The sequence below is a fragment of the Bacillus sp. FSL R5-0576 genome (genome assembly GCF_038004765.1).
Classification (GTDB): domain Bacteria; phylum Bacillota; class Bacilli; order Bacillales; family Bacillaceae; genus Bacillus; species Bacillus subtilis.
The window spans coordinates 3,515,348-3,532,942 of the sequence record NZ_JBBORU010000001.1; the positions used below are offsets into that span (position 1 = coordinate 3,515,348).

A 17,595-nucleotide genomic window follows, 5' to 3' on the forward strand; every position below is an offset into this window, starting at 1 on the left:
CACAAAAAATAAAAAACCAGTATGCCAGAGTGACATACTGATTTTCAAGTAAGTTTATGCATTTAAGTCAGAAACGACTTCTTTATTCTCTTGCTCAGAAGCAGACACATCATTTACACGTTCGATGTCTGCGCCCAGAGCGGCAAGCTTCTTATGGAAATCAACGTAACCGCGGTCTAAGTGCTTCAATTCAGTAACACGTGTGTGACCTTCAGCCACTAACCCCGCAAGAATCAGCGCTGCACCTGCACGCAAATCAGTCGCTGCAACTTCAGCTCCCTGAAGCTGTACAGGACCGTTAATGATGACAGAACGTCCTTCAATCTTGATATCACCATTCATACGGCGGAATTCTTCCGCATGCATAAAACGGTTTTCAAAAACTGTTTCTGTAATCATGCTTGTGCCGCTTGCACGAAGCAGAAGCGCCATCATTTGTGACTGCATATCAGTCGGGAAGCCCGGGTGAGGCATTGTCTTGATGTCAATCGGTTTAAGTTCTTTCGGGCCGATGACACGCAGACCTTCACCTTCATCCTTAATTGTTACACCCATCTCTTCCATTTTTGCAATTAAAGAGGTGAGGTGTTCAGGAACGGCTCCTTTTACTAATACGTTTCCTTCAGTGATCGCAGCAGCAACCATAAATGTGCCCGCTTCAATGCGGTCAGGAATAATATGGTGTTTTACGCCGTGAAGCTTTTCGACTCCTTCAATTTTGATGGTGCCGGTGCCAGCTCCGCGGATTTTTCCGCCCATGCCGTTGATATAGTTTGCTAAATCAACGATTTCGGGTTCTTTTGCCACGTTTTCCAGCGTTGTTGTTCCTTCAGCTAGAGCGGCTGCCATAATCAGGTTCTCTGTAGCTCCTACACTTGGGAAGTCCAGATAAATTTTTGCGCCTTGCAGTCGGCCTTTTACTTCAGCTTCAATGAAGCCATTACCGACTTTGATTTTTGCGCCCATTGCTTCAAAACCTTTTAAATGCTGATCAATCGGTCTGGAACCAATTGCGCATCCGCCCGGAAGTGCAACTCTTGCATGACCTGTACGCGCAAGAAGCGGCCCCATGACAAGCACAGACGCACGCATTTTACGAACATATTCAAAAGGTGCTTCAGTTTGCAAAGCGTATGAAGCATTTACAGTCACTTCATTATTTTCAAAATGCACATCTGCTCCTAAATGACGCAACACTTCGTTAATTGTATATACATCGGAGAGCGTAGGTACATCACAAATTACGCTTTTTTCTTCACTTGCTAATAAAGATGCAGCGATAACAGGTAAAACGGCATTTTTAGCGCCTTCAACTTTGACTGTGCCGTTTAACTTCTGACCGCCGCGGACGATGATTTTTTCCAAGGTATTCCCCTCCGCGTCCCTAAATTCTCTATATTAATATTCAGTCGTAACGATTGGTGTGCCAACCGTAACGGTATGTTTTCCGCCCATTCCTGCACTTCTAAGTGCAATTTGCAAATTCATTTTATGTTTCGAGGTCATAATGTACTCTTCCCACTCATCTGTAAACGCAGAAATAGAAACGAAATTTGGCTCAACTACATGTTCTACTGATCTTGCTTGAAATTCATTTAATAACTGATTTGCTTTTTTTTGCAAAACAATATTCATATTATCATCTAAGTGACCATTTAGACAAGTAAAAATAACTACTTTTTCTTGGAATATCCCAAGTGTCTCCCGTTCAAACTGTTCATATGTATCATTCCAGCTATCCGGTGTCTCTAGACTCATTTGCTCATATAATAAATACGAAGTTGGATTGTGTTTTTTGAGGGTTGTGACAAGCTGCAGTCTAAAAGAAGTACGATTTTTTTTGTCAGTATATGTGCCAATTGCCTTTATCATTTTATCTTCCCGTGCAATCACCCAATCATATTGACGATACTCTGATTTTAAACGTTGCACTTTTTGATAAAATTCTTTTTCGGTCAGTGACATGTTTTGTTTTGCATGCAATGTCCACTTATCTATTGACACATCTTGGCGTTCCATCCCCTCTGCCATTTGTGCTAACGGCGTTAATTCACTCGCATGGATGGTATGGAAAACAGCAATGACGAAGCTTAACATGACGGAAATGATAATAGCGTGGCTTACTTGTTTTTTCTTCATGTTCATCTCTCCCCCTTATCCCCAGTTTTACCGGAGGCAAGAGGCGCCATACGTAAAAATCTTCGTCAAAACTCGAGCTATTCGCTTCAACCCGCTTCTCCCAACCATTTAATGATAATAATGTTCAAAACCTATTAAAATAGATAGGGAAGCTGCTGTGAATAATTGAGATAATCTAAAAAGAAATTGGCAACGGCCGTTCCAATGGCAATTGTCAGCAAAATCATCAGGAGTCTAGCCTGCACGACTTTGCCTTTTTTGGTTAACGGATCTATATTGACGGCTTGCAACGCCCACCAAGTCACTGCTATAAAAATCAGGTGAACGACAATGCCGATTGCAGCCTGCTGTCCCAATACACTCATCTATTACACTCCTTTCTCTGCGTTCATACCCTTTCTTATTATATAAGAAGCACAGATAAAGATGATACATTTTATACAGAACGGAATAATCAGCCAAATCTAGGGCTAATCCCTGCTTAAAGTGCGATTCTTTTACATGGTATACTTTATTGGAAAGGAGCTGGCAAATGTGAATCATTCTTTTTTTCAGCCTGAAAAGCAATATGGTGAGGACCTGCCAATTTTTGATCAGGAATGGGAAGCAATTGCATTCTATTATGATTATAGACAGTCACAGATTGAAGAACTGAATGAATTGTGTCAGTTTTTTAACATTTCTCTTACCTATACGAGAGAAAGCCTTGAAGAGCTTGAAAACCTCTATTTTCAAAGTATACAAGAGCTTTTGCTTGCTGATTGGAATCTTCCTATTGAAGAATTCGAGAAAATGATCAGTGTTTATCTTATAGATTGCGTGATTGCCCGCCATGAAGATGCTGAATGGGTTGTAAAACCTTATCCCTATAAAGACGGCGCTTATACACTTGGCTTTAGAAGACATCGCAAATCGTGGCATACAATGAATGCCTGTGATAGTTTATACCTGCGCCAAAAAGAGGATCGCCCGCTGCTGTCGCTGTTTGATTCTCTTGTTCGTTCATAAAAAAATCCTTCTCATAAAGAGAAGGATTTTTTCTTATTTCCCTGCTACATCCAATCTGTTCAAAGCCCGCTGTAACGCAAGCTCAGCCCGACGAATGTCAGTATCATCTGATTGAGTATTCAAACGCTCCTGCGCCCGCTGGCGTGCAGCTTCAGCGCGCTCTTTATCGATGCCTTCTGCTGTCTCGGCAGCCTGGGCAAGGATGGTGACCTGATCAGGACGGACTTCGACAAATCCGCCGCTGACGGCAACCATTTCAGTCTGCCCGTCTTTTTTCAGACGGACAGCGCCGATTTTAAGAGGAGCCACGGTTGGAATATGGCCTGGCAAAATACCGAGATCGCCGCTTTCGGCTCTCACACTCACCATTTCGATATCCGCATCGTATACTGGGCCGTCGGGAGTAACGATATTGACTTTAACGGTCTTCATGCTTTTACCCTCCTAGGACCAGATTAAACTTCTACACCCATTTCTTTTGCTTTCTCAACAACTTCTTCGATACGGCCTACAAGACGGAACGCATCTTCTGGAAGATGGTCGTATTTACCGGCTAAGATTTCTTTGAAGCCTTGTACCGTCTCTTTTACAGGCACGTAAGAACCTTTTTGTCCAGTGAACTGTTCAGCCACGTGGAAGTTCTGAGAAAGGAAGAACTGGATACGGCGTGCGCGGTGAACGACAAGTTTGTCTTCCTCGCCTAGTTCATCCATACCGAGAATCGCAATGATATCTTGAAGCTCTTTGTAACGCTGAAGCGTTGACTGTACTTCACGCGCAACTGCATAATGCTCTTCTCCGACAATTTCAGGAGCAAGGGCGCGTGATGTAGATGCCAACGGATCAACCGCAGGGTAAATACCCATTTCAGTTAATTTACGCTCAAGGTTTGTTGTCGCATCCAAGTGAGCGAACGTTGTCGCCGGCGCCGGGTCAGTGTAGTCATCGGCAGGCACGTAGATCGCCTGGATAGATGTAACTGATCCAACGTTCGTAGACGTGATACGCTCTTGGAGCTGACCCATCTCAGTTGCAAGCGTCGGCTGATAACCAACCGCTGAAGGCATACGGCCAAGAAGGGCTGAAACCTCTGAACCCGCTTGTGTGAAACGGAAAATGTTATCGATGAAGAACAGTACGTCCTGTCCTTGTACATCACGGAAGTGCTCAGCCATTGTAAGGCCTGTCAAAGCAACACGCATACGTGCGCCCGGCGGCTCGTTCATTTGTCCGAATACCATGGCTGTTTTGTTGATTACGCCAGAGTCACTCATTTCGTAGAAAAGGTCGTTCCCTTCACGAGTACGCTCTCCTACGCCGGCGAATACAGAGATACCGCCGTGCTCTTGCGCGATGTTGTTGATTAATTCCTGGATTAATACGGTTTTACCTACACCGGCACCACCGAACAATCCGATTTTACCGCCCTTAATGTAAGGAGCAAGCAAATCAACAACCTTAATACCTGTTTCAAGAATTTCAACTTCTGTTGAAAGCTGATCGAATGAAGGCGCCTGTCTGTGAATCGGATCCTTTTTCGCATCCGCAGGAACCGGCTCATTCAAATCAATATTTTCTCCGAGAACGTTAAATACACGACCAAGTGTTACATCACCAACCGGTACTGAGATTGGCGCTCCTGTATCTACAGCTTCCATACCGCGCTGAACACCATCTGTAGATGCCATTGCGATTGTACGGACTGTATCATCACCTAAATGAAGAGCGACCTCAAGCGTTAAATCAATACCTACTTCGTTTTCACTTGCAGCTGGCTGTGAAATTTTAATCGCATTATAAATTTCAGGCAAGTGACCGTCTTCAAAACGCACGTCGACGACCGGTCCTAATACCTGGCTAACGCGTCCTTTCTTCATCGCTATCCCTCCTGACAAAATCTTTCTATTCTAAAGCGGCTGCTCCGCCGACAATTTCCGTAATTTCTTGTGTGATGGCTGCTTGGCGAGCGCGGTTGTAAGAAAGCGAAAGTGAATCGATAAGTTCCTTCGCGTTGTCTGTCGCGTTTTTCATCGCCGTCATTCTTGCAGCGTGCTCACTTGCTTTACTGTCAAGAAGCGCACCGAAGATTAAGCTTTCTGCATATTGAGGAAGCAAAACCTCCAGAACCTCCTCTTCAGATGGTTCAAATTCATAAGACGCCGTTCTTTTTCCGCCGCCGCTGCCCAAATCAGATAACGGCAGAAGTTTTTTCTCCGTTACTTCTTGAGTAATGGCGCTGACAAAATGGTTATAAACAAGGTGCAATTCATCAAACGCACCGTCTATAAACATTTGGATCGTTTGACGGGCAAGATCTTTAATTTCTGTAAACGTTACTTCATCCCCAAGTCCTGTTAACTCGGAAATGATCGGAATCTCACGTTTCTTAAAGAAATCACGGCCCACTCTTCCGATGGCAATCACCGCATACTCATCCTTAGACTGATGACGTTCTTGCATGGCCTGATAAGCACTCCGTAAAACCGAACTGTTAAAAGCGCCGGCAAGACCGCGGTCAGACGTAATGACAAGGTATGCCGTTTTTTTCACTTCTCTGCTGAGAAGCATCGGGTGCTTTACGTTGCCGGAAACTCTTCCGACGTTTGACACAACCTCTTGGATTTTATCCATATATGGCACAAATGATTTTGCATTGTTTTCAGCACGATTCAGCTTAGCCGCAGATACCATCTGCATGGCTTTTGTAATCTGACTTGTTTTTTTCGTTGACGTGATCCTTGACTTAATATCGCGTAATGAGGCCAAAGATTTCACCACCTTTTCTCTTCATCTGCGTAAAAAGAGAGAAAAAGAGAACCTTTTTCTCTCATCAGCATTCGAGTTAGTTGCTTGGTGCAAATGTGCGTTTGAAGCCTTCGATTGCAGCTTTGAAGTCTTCATCAGCAGGAAGGTTTCCTGTTTTTGCAATTCCGTCAAGCAGGTCTTTATGGTTTTGGTCAAGGTACATGTAGTACTCTTCTTCAAAACGTCTGATATCCGCCACAGGAATATCATCGAGATATCCTTTTGTCAGCGCATAAAGAATGGCTACTTGCTTTTCAACCGGAAGCGGCTTGTTCAGATCCTGCTTCAGCACTTCAACTGTACGCGCACCGCGGTTCAGTTTTGCCTGAGTCGCTTGGTCGAGGTCAGAACCGAATTGAGCAAATGCTTCCAGCTCACGGTATGACGCAAGGTCAAGACGCAAAGTACCTGATACTTTTTTCATCGCTTTGATTTGCGCTGAGCCGCCGACACGGGATACAGACAATCCGGCGTTGATCGCTGGACGTACGCCTGAGAAGAACAAATCAGATTGCAGGAAGATCTGTCCGTCGGTGATGGAAATGACGTTCGTCGGAATATAAGCAGAGATATCTCCGGCTTGTGTTTCTACGAACGGCAGAGCTGTAATTGATCCTGCGCCTTTCGCGTCGCTAAGCTTTGCTGCACGCTCAAGCAGACGGGAATGAAGATAGAATACATCCCCAGGGAACGCTTCACGGCCTGGCGGACGGCGAAGAAGCAAGGACAGCTCACGGTAAGCAGCCGCTTGTTTAGAAAGATCATCGTATACAACAAGAACGTGCTTGCCGCTGTACATAAATTCTTCTGCCATTGTAACCCCAGCATACGGTGCCAGGTACAGAAGCGGTGCCGGCTGTGACGCAGACGCCGTTACAACAATTGTATAATCAAGCGCGCCGTGTTTACGCAATGTTTCTACTACGCCGCGGACTGTTGATTCTTTTTGACCGATCGCAACATATACGCAGATCATGTCTTGGTCTTTTTGGTTCAGGATCGCATCGATCGCAACAGATGTTTTACCTGTTTGACGGTCACCGATGATCAGCTCACGCTGGCCGCGGCCGATTGGAATCAGTGCATCGATCGCTTTGATACCGGTTTGAAGCGGTTCATGAACGGATTTACGGTCCATAACGCCTGGTGCAGGGCTTTCAATCGGGCGAGTTTTGCTTGTAAGGATCGGGCCAAGTCCGTCTACCGGCTGGCCTAACGGATTTACAATACGGCCGATTAACTCTTCACCAACAGGAACCTCCATGATGCGGCCTGTTCTTTTTACTTCGTCTCCCTCACGGATCTCACTGAAAGGTCCTAAGATGACGATACCTACGTTTGATTCCTCAAGGTTTTGAGCCATACCCAAAACACCGTTTGAAAATTCGACAAGTTCACCGGCCATACAGTTGTCAAGGCCGTGCACACGTGCAATACCGTCACCGACTTGGATGACTGTACCTACGTCTTGAACTTCAATATCAGATTGATAATTTTGTATTTGCTGTTTTATCAGCGTGCTAATCTCTTCAGCTTTGATGCTCACTTAGGTTTCACCCCTTCTATCGATTTTCCCCGGCTAATTGACGTTCAATGCGCTGAAGCTTCCCGCTTACGCTGCCGTCATAAATCCGGTTTCCAATGCGGACTTTAATGCCGCCTATTAAATCCGTCTGCACTTCATTTCTGATTCTCAGTGAAGCGACTCCGGCTTTTTTTGCAAACACTTGTGATAATGGTAAAATTTCCGCATCCGTCAGCGGTTTCACTGAATATACGATTGCGTCTTCTGTTTGACGGGCCTCATTTGCGAGTTTGATAAACTCATCTGTGAGCTCAGGCACAATCGCGGCACGATGGCGGTCAATCAAAAGAAAAATCGTATTAAGCACGGACTGTGACAAAGAGCCAAATGCATTTTGGATCAGCTCTTTTTTCTTCGCAGCCGGCACCTTCGGATGGTTCAACACATCATTAAGCGCTTTTTCATTTTGAAATACTTGTTTCACAACAGTTAGCTCTTCTTCTACTTGATTCAGCTGAGCGGACTCATTGGCTATATCAAAAAGAGCTGATGCATATCGTTTAGAGACAGCTGATCCACTCATCGGCTTTCTCCTACCTCTTTAAGATAGTCCTGGATCAATTTCTCTTGAGCTTGTTCATCCAGTTCTTTTTCGATCACTTTCGACGCAATCATGACAGAAAGAGACGCTACTTGCTCACGGAGAGCAGAAACCGCCTGTTCTTTTTCCTTCACGATTTCAGTTCTTGCTGCTTCTTTCAGACGTTCAGATTCTGCACGTGCAGCCTGAATAATCTCTTCTTTTTGCTTCTCTCCCAGTTTCTTTGCGTTTTCGATAAGAGTTTGGGATTCCTGTCTTGCTTCTTTTAAAAGAACGCGCTGCTCTTCAATCAGCTGCTGCGCCTCTTTATTTTTTTCTTCAGCAGACGTAATTTCTCCAGCGATGTGGTCTTCACGCTGTTTCATTATGTTTAATAGCGGCCCTAAAGCGTATTTCTTCAGAAGCGCTAATAAGATTAACATAGCTAACAGTTGGAACAGGATATCTCCGCCGTTAAACGACAATCCTAGTTCAAGTGGTAATTGAGACATCTACTACGGCAACTCCCTTCTGCAGGTTTTTCTTTGCTGATCCAGCAGCCGCACTTGTCTCTTTTCAGCCGGCAAGGCGGGGTGCTTATCAGACATAAAGCAATGGCGAAGGTTCTCTTGGAATGATCTTCGCCATTTTTAGTTCATATAAGGCTTTTATGCTTAGCCAAAGAACGCTAAGAATGCGATAACGACAGCGATAATAGGAAGGGCTTCAACTAATGCGATACCCATGAACATAAGAGTTCTCAGTTCTTTACCTGCTTCCGGCTGACGGGCAATCCCCTCTACCGTACGTGAAACAATCAAACCGTTACCAATACCTGCACCAAGTGCGCCTAAACCAATTGCAATCGCAGCTGCTATTAAATTCATGAAAAAGTTCCTCCTTTAAAATGTTATCCGTTTGGATATAATGTTTTAATGATCATGACTGATTTTATGAGACATGTACACCATCGTCAGCATTGTAAAGATAAATGCCTGGATAGCACCAATAAATAAACTGAATGCTTGCCATGCCAGCATCGGCAGAATGGCACCGATTGTACCGACAAGACCGAGAGCCACGCTTTGCGAATAATGGCTTGTTGCTAATCCCGCAAGCAGGCCGAGAAGAATCTCACCGGCGAAGATGTTACCATACAGCCGCAAACCTAGAGTCAGCGTATTCGCAAACTCTTCGATGATTTTCATCGGGAGCATGAATGGAACAGGTCTTAAATAGTCTTTGGAATATTCCTTGAGCCCTTTCATCTTCACACCATAGTAGTGGGTTAAAGCAACAACCATCACGGCTAGCGTTAATGTAATGGCAGGATCGGCTGTCGGAGACTTCCACCAGAGCTCATGTCCGATTGTAATAGAGAACGGCAGCCCCAGCATATTCGACACAAATATGTACATCAGCAATGTGACACCAAGTGCCAAGAAGTTAGCCCCTGTTTTTAAATCCATTGTACTGCCAATAATATTGCGGACGAAATCAACAATCCATTCCATAAAGTTCTGGGCTTTTCCGGGACGGATCGAAAGCGTTCTTGTCGTCAATATAGCAATCAATAAAACAATCACACTCGCCACAGTAATCATCAGAATGTTTGTCAGATTAAAAGTAAGACCTAGAAATTCTATAGTTCTGTAACCATGATTCAAAGGGTTTTCACCTCTCTTCCATTGATGAACGTTTAAGCTGGATAAAGGAATCTATCATAATGACAGGGTATATTGTCATTAATCCAATAACTGTACTTGCCATATGAAAATATTCGGGATTTTTATAGGCAACAGCCACAGCAAGAATCGCATTGCACCACCGCGCTGCGCTCCCGAGAGATCGTATGGACTTTCCTTTCTCAACAGCTCTGTCAAAAGCATTCATTCTTCTGACGAGCAGTAAAAAATTAAACAAACTGAAAACAGTTCCCAGAATAAGGCCTAAAAAAACGGTATTATACGCTGTTAAACCATAACCCAGTACATACACTGCCAAAATGAACAATAAATATTTGCGTTGTCTGCTAAATGTAAGCTTGGGATCGTCCATCAATTATCTGTCTCCTGATGAAAAAATAATGTATAGCTTGGATACGGCAAAAATCAGCGGTTAACCCTTAGTAGAAGACCTTTTTTGACCGGCAAAACGGGCCTGTTCGAAAAAATCATTCATCCGCAAGCCTTGCAGGGATGCTGTTTCATTCGCTTAAATAAATCCTCATAATACGGGTTTGCTGAGAGGATTTACATTGAGGATGAGGACTATAATGAAAGCTATGAAAACCTTCTCATAATACCCTCGTTTAGCATACAATAGCCCCTAACATGTGTCAATCTGTTTAAAGTTAAAAAACTTTTTATACTTTACGTCTCCACAGAATGTTCACATTTTCACCTATAATTGTATACAGATTCACCGAATAGCAAATAACTGGATAAAAAAATGAAACCCCCTTTTGGGGATTTCATTTTTTATTTTGTTCCAAACATGCGGTCACCCGCATCTCCGAGACCTGGAACAATATAACCTTTTTCATTTAATTTTTCATCTAACGCCGCAATGTAAATATCAACGTCCGAATGATGCTTCTGCAATTCTTCCACACCCTCCGGCGCTGCTACAAGACACATGAAACGGATATTTTTCGCACCGCGTTTTTTAAGGCTGTGAATGGCTTCAACTGCGGAACCGCCCGTAGCGAGCATCGGGTCAACCACGATGAATTCACGCTCTTCCACATCAGAAGGAAGCTTGACATAGTATTCCACGGGTTTTAAGGTTTCTGGATCACGGTAAAGGCCGACATGTCCCACTTTTGCCGCAGGAATCAGCTTTAAAATGCCGTCAACCATTCCCAATCCTGCTCTGAGGATAGGAACCACTCCGAGTTTTTTCCCTGAGATGACTTTCGATTTCGCAGCCTGAACCGGTGTATTGATATCCACTTCTTCCAGAGGAAGATCTCGGGTAATTTCAAATGCCATGAGTGTAGCCACTTCATCTACTAACTCTCTAAAATCCTTCGTACCTGTATTTTCATTCCGTATATATGTCAGCTTGTGCTGAATTAAAGGATGATCAAATACATAAACCTTTCCCATACTGTGTTTCAGCTCCTTTTTTATTGTCCCATCAACAATTACACACTTCTATTGATTCTACAAAAAAAGACATTGAGTTTCAAGAACATCGTCAAAAAACCCGCCGGGCATAAGCCCAAGCGGGTTTTAGGATCTTAATAATCTAATTCTTTATATAAAGGAAATTTATCAGTCAGAGCAGCTACACGCTGTCTTGCTTCTTCAAGTTTTCCTTCGTCTTCGTGGTTTTTCAATGCAAGCGCAATGATAGCACCGACTTCTTCTAAAGCGTCTCCGTCAAAACCGCGGCTAGTTACAGCAGCTGTACCAAGACGGATGCCGCTTGTTACGAAAGGTTTTTCAGGATCATATGGAATCGCGTTTTTGTTAGACGTAATACCGATTTCATCAAGTACATGCTCCGCAACCTTACCAGTCAGTCCGAGCGAACGAAGGTCAACAAGGATAAGGTGGTTGTCTGTTCCGCCTGAAACGAGCTGGATGCCCTCTTTCGTTAAGGCTTCAGCCAGACGTTTCGCGTTTGAAATGACGTTTTGTGCATATGTTTTGAAATCGTCCTGCAATACTTCACCGAATGAAACAGCTTTTGCGGCAATAACGTGCATCAGCGGGCCGCCTTGAATTCCAGGGAAGATCGATTTATCAATTTTCTTGCCAAACTCTTCACGGCAAAGGATCATACCGCCGCGAGGACCGCGAAGTGTTTTATGTGTTGTTGTTGTAACGAAATCAGCGTAAGGAACCGGGTTTGGATGAAGGCCTGCCGCAACAAGTCCTGCGATATGTGCCATATCCACCATGAAGTAAGCGCCGACTTCATCAGCAATTTCACGGAATTTCTTAAAGTCGATTGTACGAGGATACGCACTTGCTCCTGCTACGATAAGCTTCGGTTTATGAGCGAGGGCTTTTTCACGCACGTCATCGTAATCAATATATTGAGTTTCTTTATCTACGCCGTACTCAACAAAGTTATATTGAACACCGCTGAAGTTGACTGGGCTTCCGTGTGTTAAATGGCCGCCGTGGGAGAGGTTCATCCCAAGTACAGTATCGCCTTGCTCCAAAATCGTGAAGTACACGGCCATGTTTGCTTGTGCGCCTGAATGAGGCTGAACGTTTACATGCTCCGCTCCAAAGATTTCCTTCGCGCGGTCACGGGCGATATCTTCAACGACATCGACGTGCTCGCATCCGCCGTAGTAGCGTTTGCCCGGATATCCTTCTGCGTACTTATTTGTCAAAACAGATCCTTGTGCTTCCATAACCGCTTCACTTACAAAGTTCTCAGAAGCAATCAATTCGATCTTAGTCTGTTGGCGTTCACGCTCATTTTTAATGGCGTTAAACACTTGTTCGTCTTGCGCAGGTAAATGTTTCATCAGCGAGATCCTCTCCTATCCGTATCCTGTTCTTTGTTTTTACCATCACTATTGTACATGGTTTTTAAGGCCGATGTAAAAGATTATTTTTAAAAAATCTAAATTTTTATTGGTAAAAACGAATATTAATAACTTAAATTTAATTTAAAGTTCGGAATTTATTTCACTGTCTTAAAATAAAAGAAAAGACTGGCTATGCAGTCCTTTCATTCGCACTCATAAACCGCCCGCACTCCGCCGATTAGTTTCGGCCGTGTACGCGCCAATGTCACATGAGCTGAACCGAGGCTGTTTTGAGAGACACGCACAGGGACAGCCACCGGCTTCAGATGCATGCCGATAAACGTATCGCCTATATCAATTCCGGCGTCAGCCTGAATGGTTTCAACAAGAACAGGAGACTTCATCTGCTTAAACGCATAAGACGCCATCGCGCCGCCCGCTTTTGGAACGGGCACGGCAGAAACGGTTGGAAGCCTGAACAGCTTGGCTGTTTCTGCTTCGACGACAAGCGCTCTGTTTAAATGCTCGCAGCATTGAAACGCCAGATGGATTCCCGTTTTTTCCCGGAGCTCAGCAAGTCCGCTGTAGATGCTTTCAGCGATATCTACACTGCCCGATGTGCCGATCCGGCTGCCGGCCACTTCGCTCGTGCTGCATCCAAGGACGAAGAGCTGATCTTGTTTCAATTCCGCTTGGTCCTGAAACTCAGACAGCATCGTCTTCCACGTTTGTTTCAACTCATTCATTAAACAGCACCCCTACAGGTTTTTCTCTTCATAATCTGAGATTTTTCCAATACGCGTTTGGTGTCTTCCCCCGGTAAACTCAGTAGTCAGCCAGATTTTTGCGATTTCCCGAGCCAAACCAGGTCCGATCACCCGTTCACCCATCGCAAGGATGTTTGTGTCATTATGCTCCCTCGTCGCCTTCGCGCTGAAGGTATCGTGCGCCAGCGCGCAGCGAATCCCTTTTACTTTATTAGCGGAAATGCTCATGCCGATGCCTGTCCCGCAAATTAAAATGCCTCTGTCAACTTCGCCGCTAACCACTTTTTCGGCCACCGGAAAAGCATAATCCGGATAATCGACAGAGCCGCTGCCGCAGTCACAGCCCATATCAATATATTCAATTTGCAATTCGTCCATTAACTCTTTGATTTCATTTCGAATGTGAACGCCGCCATGATCCGATGCAATGGCTACTTTCATCTGCTTTTCCTCCCAGCGTGTGTGATGCGGCCCGCCCGCTTTATTGACCGCGCAGCCTGTCCGCTCTTTGATTCACACCATATGATGTGCTTTTCACTATATTCTACTCCTTCACGCAGGATTTGCAAATGACCTGTTTGCAGATTTTCTGACAACTTATCTGCGGTCTTTTTTCAGCTGTTTTGCCAGCTGCTGAAGAAGCTCTTCAAGCTCATCTCGCGTTTGTTTATAGATGTCAATTGAGCCGCCGAACGGATCGATGACATCACCATGGCTGCCTGTGACATATTCTTTTAACGTAAACACTTTATCACGATAACGTCCAAATTGGCTGGCAATGATCTGCTTGTGCTGATGGGTCATAGCCAGAACCAAATCAGCCGACTCCATATGTTCTTCAGTTAATGGAGAAGACACATGATTAAGGGCAATATGTTTTTCAAACAGCGCTTCGACTGCATGAGGCGTCGCTTTCCCATTAGGTGAAGCAAACACACCTGCCGAGCGGACATTGACATTCAGCCCTTCCATTTCTGCAATTGATTTAAAAAGCGCCTCAGCCATTGGGCTGCGGCACGTATTTCCAGTACAGACAAAAATAATATCCATGTCAGTCACCCCTTATTTTTCTCTATTATATATGAAGAAAAAAGAAACGGCGACTTCGTTTCTTTTATTGGTATATTAAATTGGCAAAAGCAGCTTTAATCCAAACACGATTAATATGATGCCCCCGAGCGCTTCGCTGTATGTGCCAAGCCATGACTGCACTTGTTTTCCGACCAGCAGGCCCAGCCATGTCAACATCATGCTGAACAGCCCGAACAGGGTAATTGTGAGGAGCGGATGCGAGCCGTATATCCCCAAGCTCAAGCCGACGGAAAAGCTGTCAAGGCTGACGCCGATGGCAAACAGCAATAAGCCCGGCCCTGCCGGTGACATGAATCGTTCTTCTGACTGTTTAAAAGAGGCCATAAGCATTTGAACCCCAAGAACAAAAAGCAGCGCCCCACCGATATAAACCGCTAACACGCCGAGGAGCCCTGACAGCATGTTACCGGCCGCCATCCCTGCGAGAGGCATGATGACGTGAAAGAGGCCGATGATGAAACCAATATAGAATATCTGCTTCTTTCTAAGTTTGACCATGCCCATTCCAAGGCCGACAGAAAAAGCATCCATCCCTAAAGCAAACGCCATGATGCTTAATGTAATCAGTTCGCCTATAAACAAATCCGACATACATAAATAACCCCCTTGGACACGCCCCGCTTTTTTAGCCTATGCGTGTCCAAAAAGGGTTAGAACATCTGACTGCTTTCAGCGAATCACTCTTCCTCCGGCGGCTTTCATCAGCCTGTTCATAATAGCCAGACCGACACCTGTGTCCGGAAAGGATTCCGCAATAATGAAATCTACCTTATTGTCATCAAAGCTGCGCAAAGCATCATACAGCCCTGCCGCAACAGTCTCAAGCTGAGCCCGTCTTCCGCAGCTCTTCACATAATCAGCGGAATAAACGCCCGCGTTTTCTTCTGTCGTCAGGATACCGACCCTTCTTCCGCCCTGTTGATATTCTTGAATGAGGTGCTGAATGCGCTCTGGGCTGCCTTCGCAAATGGCAAGCGGCGCTGTCGGCGCATAATGTGTATATTTCATCCCTGGAGAAATCGGCTTCTCGTTTTGATCGCTGAGCCCTTTATCCACATGGATCGGCCCGATCACCGCTTCAATTTGTTCCTTCGTAATGCCGCCCGGACGCAGGAGAACAGGGATGTCGTCCGCACATGAAAGCACGGTTGATTCGACCCCGATTCCGGTAGGGCCTCCATCCATAATACCGGCTATGCGGCCATCCAAGTCGTGAGCCACATGCTCCGCTTTTGTGGGACTTGGCTTGCCTGATAGATTGGCGCTCGGTGCTGCAATCGGCAGTCCCGATTCGCGAATCAATGCAAGAGCAAGCGGATGATCCGGCATTCTAATGGCAACCGTTTCAAGACCTGCCGTTACACGAGGTGAAAGCGCATCAGGTTTGCAAGGCAGAATGAGCGTAAGTGCTCCCGGCCAAAACCGTTTCATCAATGTTTTCGCCTTTTCCGGCGCTGGGCCCGTTAAATCCTCAAGCTGGCTGATATCCGCAATGTGGACAATCAGGGGATTATCGCTCGGCCTTCCTTTCGCCTCATATATTTTTTTGACGGCATCCGTATTTTTTGCGTTTGCGCCTAGGCCATATACTGTTTCTGTCGGAAAGGCAACGACCTCATTTTCTCGGAGCAAAGCGGCTGCTTGTGCAATTTGTGGATCATTTGTGGATAACTCGTCAGTTACATCCACAAACCATCTTTTCGTTTTCATTTCTGACCAAACTCCTTATTCACAACAATAAAACGATTGTTTTACGCGTGTAATTCTTTTGAAAGTATAAAAGATGTCCTGTAATAAAACAAGCGTTATCCACAAATTGTGGACAACGCTAATAAAGAAGTGGATAAGTATGTGTATAAACTGCACTTATCCAGACGCTTTTTTCATCAAAACGGCTCCTTCTGTTTGCCGCGATTCACAGAAGTGATCAGAAGAAAACAGCTCCTCCGGTACACTATCAGCTCTTTCAAAACCCATGGCCGTCAGAAAATCCGCAGAGGAATGCTGATTTGCTACTAGGTACACGGTTTTGATCTGATGCTTTTCGCACAGCACCTCCATGCTTTGAAAAAGCGTGACGATATGGCCTTGGTGAAGCTTGTCCGATATGACAAGTGATCGCAGCAGCCCCTGGTCACAGCTTATTTTTTCAATACCGAGGCATCCGGCAATGTTTTTCTCACTGTCCTCCAGCATAAGAAATTGAGTGAAGCCTTCTTTCACACCTTCATAGCTGGTTTTCGCCTGTTTTAAAAATGCCTCGAGCACATCTCCGTCTTTTTCCCTTGCCACCCGCAGTTGATAAAACATCCGTTCACCCCGTTTTTGCGTTCTTTCTTCCAATCTATGAGGCAAATCTATTTTTAGACCAGATGATTAGGAAAAAAGGTCGGAAATCCATTCGACTAAAAAGAATTTCACTTCTGTGCCGTCTTCTTTCTCTTCGTTCTCTTCTTTTTTGGCTTTTTCCGCTTTAGCGGTTACGTCCTCAAGCACTTTTTCAGTCTGCTTTTTTGAGGCTTCTTTATCTTCTTGTTCTTTGACGGCTTCCCCGTTAGAAAAATCGAGAAAGCAGAGGGGCGGGAACAGCACACACCACCAGTTGGCGCCGTCTCCGTTTCCAAGCGTAATCAAAATCGCTTCATACTCACCGGCAGGATATACCATGTTGCCGTAAAGCTTTGTCGGAAACGAGATTTTGTCAAAATCAACGGATATCGACTGATTCGCTCCTTCTTTCTCCATTGTTTCCTTTGCAATTGCTTTGATTTCAGGCAGCTTTGAACGAATCACGCGACGCGCTTCTTCAATAGAAGTAATATCCTTTACCCAAGTTGTGATTTCTTTATTCACCGCGTCTCTTATATGACGTTTTAATTGCTGGTCTTGGTCACTATCGCTGTTTGCCAATATTCTCAGACGAATCGCCTGATCCGGTATGACCACCGGCTGATTTTCCGATTTCTGTGCCGTCTCTTCTTTTGCCAGCCCTACGAGCGCTCCAGATAGTAAAAGAAAGATATATATACAAATGATTACTGTTTTTTTCATCGGTCCCCACCGTTCCTCTCCGTGCTTTGTTTCTAGCCCTATTATGGACAAGGAGAGCCGGGGGTAAACGTGCAGGGTGAAAAAAATCTAGCAAGCTGTTAATCTTATTTATGGTACGATAGTGTTTTAGGAG

At 44.9% G+C, this 17,595-nt stretch carries 22 protein-coding genes; 1 reads left to right on the forward strand and 21 read right to left on the reverse strand.

Going from position 1 to position 17,595, the window contains the following annotated elements; translation table 11 throughout:
• Positions 1–54 precede the first annotated feature (54 nt).
• The 3 genes from murA to NX903_RS18045 form a co-directional block, all read right to left on the reverse strand.
• A complete protein-coding gene (gene murA, locus NX903_RS18035; protein ID WP_086344419.1) occupies positions 55–1,365 on the reverse strand; it encodes a UDP-N-acetylglucosamine 1-carboxyvinyltransferase in 1,311 nt (436 codons plus the stop codon).
• Positions 1,366–1,398: 33 nt separating this feature from the next.
• The gene (locus tag NX903_RS18040; RefSeq protein WP_015483817.1) at positions 1,399–2,139 is read right to left on the reverse strand and encodes a YwmB family TATA-box binding protein; all 741 of its coding nucleotides are present in this window, start codon (positions 2,137–2,139) and stop codon (positions 1,399–1,401) included.
• 134 nt (positions 2,140–2,273) lie between these two features.
• A complete protein-coding gene (locus NX903_RS18045; RefSeq protein WP_086344420.1) occupies positions 2,274–2,504 on the reverse strand; it encodes a DUF1146 family protein in 231 nt (76 codons plus the stop codon).
• A gap of 169 nt (positions 2,505–2,673) precedes the next feature.
• Between NX903_RS18045 and NX903_RS18050 the strand changes: the two genes are divergently transcribed.
• On the forward strand, positions 2,674–3,147 hold the full coding sequence (locus NX903_RS18050) for a hypothetical protein (protein WP_086344421.1): 474 nt from the start codon (positions 2,674–2,676) through the stop codon (positions 3,145–3,147).
• Between the two features lie 33 nt (positions 3,148–3,180).
• Here NX903_RS18050 and NX903_RS18055 read toward each other — a convergent pair whose 3' ends face one another.
• The 18 genes from NX903_RS18055 to spoIIR all read right to left on the reverse strand — a co-directional run bounded on the left by NX903_RS18055 (position 3,181) and on the right by spoIIR (position 17,462).
• Positions 3,181–3,579 (reverse strand): F0F1 ATP synthase subunit epsilon, encoded by a 399-nt coding sequence (locus NX903_RS18055; protein WP_021480810.1) that lies wholly within the window; start codon positions 3,577–3,579, stop codon positions 3,181–3,183.
• Between the two features lie 23 nt (positions 3,580–3,602).
• Positions 3,603–5,024, reverse strand: a complete 1,422-nt coding sequence (atpD, locus tag NX903_RS18060; protein WP_003227686.1) for a F0F1 ATP synthase subunit beta — start codon at positions 5,022–5,024, stop codon at positions 3,603–3,605.
• 25 nt (positions 5,025–5,049) lie between these two features.
• A complete protein-coding gene (gene atpG / locus NX903_RS18065) occupies positions 5,050–5,913 on the reverse strand; it encodes an ATP synthase F1 subunit gamma (RefSeq protein WP_003244388.1) in 864 nt (287 codons plus the stop codon).
• Between the two features lie 76 nt (positions 5,914–5,989).
• The gene (gene atpA, locus NX903_RS18070; protein ID WP_014478256.1) at positions 5,990–7,498 is read right to left on the reverse strand and encodes a F0F1 ATP synthase subunit alpha; all 1,509 of its coding nucleotides are present in this window, start codon (positions 7,496–7,498) and stop codon (positions 5,990–5,992) included.
• Between the two features lie 16 nt (positions 7,499–7,514).
• Entirely contained in the window at positions 7,515–8,060 is a 546-nt protein-coding gene (locus NX903_RS18075) for a F0F1 ATP synthase subunit delta (protein ID WP_003227679.1), read from the reverse strand.
• The gene (gene atpF, locus NX903_RS18080; RefSeq protein WP_003244051.1) at positions 8,057–8,569 is read right to left on the reverse strand and encodes a F0F1 ATP synthase subunit B; all 513 of its coding nucleotides are present in this window, start codon (positions 8,567–8,569) and stop codon (positions 8,057–8,059) included. Before atpF ends, NX903_RS18075 begins: the two co-directional genes overlap by 4 nt.
• 162 nt (positions 8,570–8,731) lie before the next feature.
• Entirely contained in the window at positions 8,732–8,944 is a 213-nt protein-coding gene (gene atpE / locus NX903_RS18085; RefSeq protein WP_003151167.1) for a F0F1 ATP synthase subunit C, read from the reverse strand.
• A 45-nt stretch (positions 8,945–8,989) separates the two neighbouring features.
• Positions 8,990–9,724 (reverse strand): F0F1 ATP synthase subunit A, encoded by a 735-nt coding sequence (atpB, locus tag NX903_RS18090; RefSeq protein WP_003242621.1) that lies wholly within the window; start codon positions 9,722–9,724, stop codon positions 8,990–8,992.
• Positions 9,725–9,731: 7 nt separating this feature from the next.
• The gene (gene atpI / locus NX903_RS18095; protein ID WP_086344422.1) at positions 9,732–10,115 is read right to left on the reverse strand and encodes an ATP synthase subunit I; all 384 of its coding nucleotides are present in this window, start codon (positions 10,113–10,115) and stop codon (positions 9,732–9,734) included.
• Between the two features lie 422 nt (positions 10,116–10,537).
• Entirely contained in the window at positions 10,538–11,167 is a 630-nt protein-coding gene (gene upp / locus NX903_RS18100) for a uracil phosphoribosyltransferase (RefSeq protein ID WP_003227670.1), read from the reverse strand.
• Between the two features lie 134 nt (positions 11,168–11,301).
• Positions 11,302–12,549 (reverse strand): serine hydroxymethyltransferase, encoded by a 1,248-nt coding sequence (gene glyA, locus NX903_RS18105; RefSeq protein WP_003227669.1) that lies wholly within the window; start codon positions 12,547–12,549, stop codon positions 11,302–11,304.
• A 206-nt stretch (positions 12,550–12,755) separates the two neighbouring features.
• Positions 12,756–13,298 (reverse strand): TIGR01440 family protein, encoded by a 543-nt coding sequence (locus NX903_RS18110; protein ID WP_003227667.1) that lies wholly within the window; start codon positions 13,296–13,298, stop codon positions 12,756–12,758.
• A 12-nt stretch (positions 13,299–13,310) separates the two neighbouring features.
• Positions 13,311–13,760: a ribose 5-phosphate isomerase B gene (gene rpiB / locus NX903_RS18115; RefSeq protein WP_003221910.1), complete on the reverse strand. Its 450-nt coding sequence runs from the start codon at positions 13,758–13,760 to the stop codon at positions 13,311–13,313.
• Between the two features lie 156 nt (positions 13,761–13,916).
• Complete coding sequence (gene prpB, locus NX903_RS18120; protein WP_086344423.1) at positions 13,917–14,369, reverse strand: protein arginine phosphatase PrpB; 453 nt, start codon at positions 14,367–14,369, stop codon at positions 13,917–13,919.
• 75 nt (positions 14,370–14,444) lie between these two features.
• The gene (locus NX903_RS18125) at positions 14,445–15,002 is read right to left on the reverse strand and encodes a manganese efflux pump MntP (protein WP_003227661.1); all 558 of its coding nucleotides are present in this window, start codon (positions 15,000–15,002) and stop codon (positions 14,445–14,447) included.
• Positions 15,003–15,080: 78 nt separating this feature from the next.
• Positions 15,081–16,121 (reverse strand): L-threonylcarbamoyladenylate synthase, encoded by a 1,041-nt coding sequence (locus NX903_RS18130; protein WP_086344424.1) that lies wholly within the window; start codon positions 16,119–16,121, stop codon positions 15,081–15,083.
• A 156-nt stretch (positions 16,122–16,277) separates the two neighbouring features.
• Entirely contained in the window at positions 16,278–16,721 is a 444-nt protein-coding gene (locus NX903_RS18135) for a GNAT family N-acetyltransferase (protein ID WP_015714871.1), read from the reverse strand.
• A 66-nt stretch (positions 16,722–16,787) separates the two neighbouring features.
• Positions 16,788–17,462 carry a stage II sporulation protein R gene (gene spoIIR / locus NX903_RS18140; protein ID WP_003227654.1) on the reverse strand — a complete coding sequence of 225 codons (675 nt, stop codon included), beginning with the start codon at positions 17,460–17,462 and terminating at the stop codon, positions 16,788–16,790.
• Between the last annotated feature and the right edge of the window lie 133 nt (positions 17,463–17,595).

Excerpts from the sequence above, each read along its gene's own strand:
- NX903_RS18040 (WP_015483817.1), bottom strand. The coding sequence starts at position 2,139 with ATGAAGAAAAAACAAGTAAGCCACGCTATTATCATTTCCGTCATGTTA.
- NX903_RS18045 (WP_086344420.1), bottom strand. The coding sequence starts at position 2,504 with ATGAGTGTATTGGGACAGCAGGCTGCAATCGGCATTGTCGTTCACCTG.
- NX903_RS18055 (WP_021480810.1), bottom strand. The coding sequence starts at position 3,579 with ATGAAGACCGTTAAAGTCAATATCGTTACTCCCGACGGCCCAGTATAC.
- atpD (WP_003227686.1), bottom strand. The coding sequence starts at position 5,024 with ATGAAGAAAGGACGCGTTAGCCAGGTATTAGGACCGGTCGTCGACGTG.
- NX903_RS18075 (WP_003227679.1), bottom strand. The coding sequence starts at position 8,060 with ATGAGTGGATCAGCTGTCTCTAAACGATATGCATCAGCTCTTTTTGAT.
- atpF (WP_003244051.1), bottom strand. The coding sequence starts at position 8,569 with ATGTCTCAATTACCACTTGAACTAGGATTGTCGTTTAACGGCGGAGAT.
- atpE (WP_003151167.1), bottom strand. The coding sequence starts at position 8,944 with ATGAATTTAATAGCAGCTGCGATTGCAATTGGTTTAGGCGCACTTGGT.
- atpI (WP_086344422.1), bottom strand. The coding sequence starts at position 10,115 with ATGGACGATCCCAAGCTTACATTTAGCAGACAACGCAAATATTTATTG.
- upp (WP_003227670.1), bottom strand. The coding sequence starts at position 11,167 with ATGGGAAAGGTTTATGTATTTGATCATCCTTTAATTCAGCACAAGCTG.
- glyA (WP_003227669.1), bottom strand. The coding sequence starts at position 12,549 with ATGAAACATTTACCTGCGCAAGACGAACAAGTGTTTAACGCCATTAAA.
- NX903_RS18110 (WP_003227667.1), bottom strand. The coding sequence starts at position 13,298 with ATGAATGAGTTGAAACAAACGTGGAAGACGATGCTGTCTGAGTTTCAG.
- rpiB (WP_003221910.1), bottom strand. The coding sequence starts at position 13,760 with ATGAAAGTAGCCATTGCATCGGATCATGGCGGCGTTCACATTCGAAAT.
- prpB (WP_086344423.1), bottom strand. The coding sequence starts at position 14,369 with ATGGATATTATTTTTGTCTGTACTGGAAATACGTGCCGCAGCCCAATG.
- NX903_RS18125 (WP_003227661.1), bottom strand. The coding sequence starts at position 15,002 with ATGTCGGATTTGTTTATAGGCGAACTGATTACATTAAGCATCATGGCG.
- NX903_RS18130 (WP_086344424.1), bottom strand. The coding sequence starts at position 16,121 with ATGAAAACGAAAAGATGGTTTGTGGATGTAACTGACGAGTTATCCACA.
- NX903_RS18135 (WP_015714871.1), bottom strand. The coding sequence starts at position 16,721 with ATGTTTTATCAACTGCGGGTGGCAAGGGAAAAAGACGGAGATGTGCTC.
- spoIIR (WP_003227654.1), bottom strand. The coding sequence starts at position 17,462 with ATGAAAAAAACAGTAATCATTTGTATATATATCTTTCTTTTACTATCT.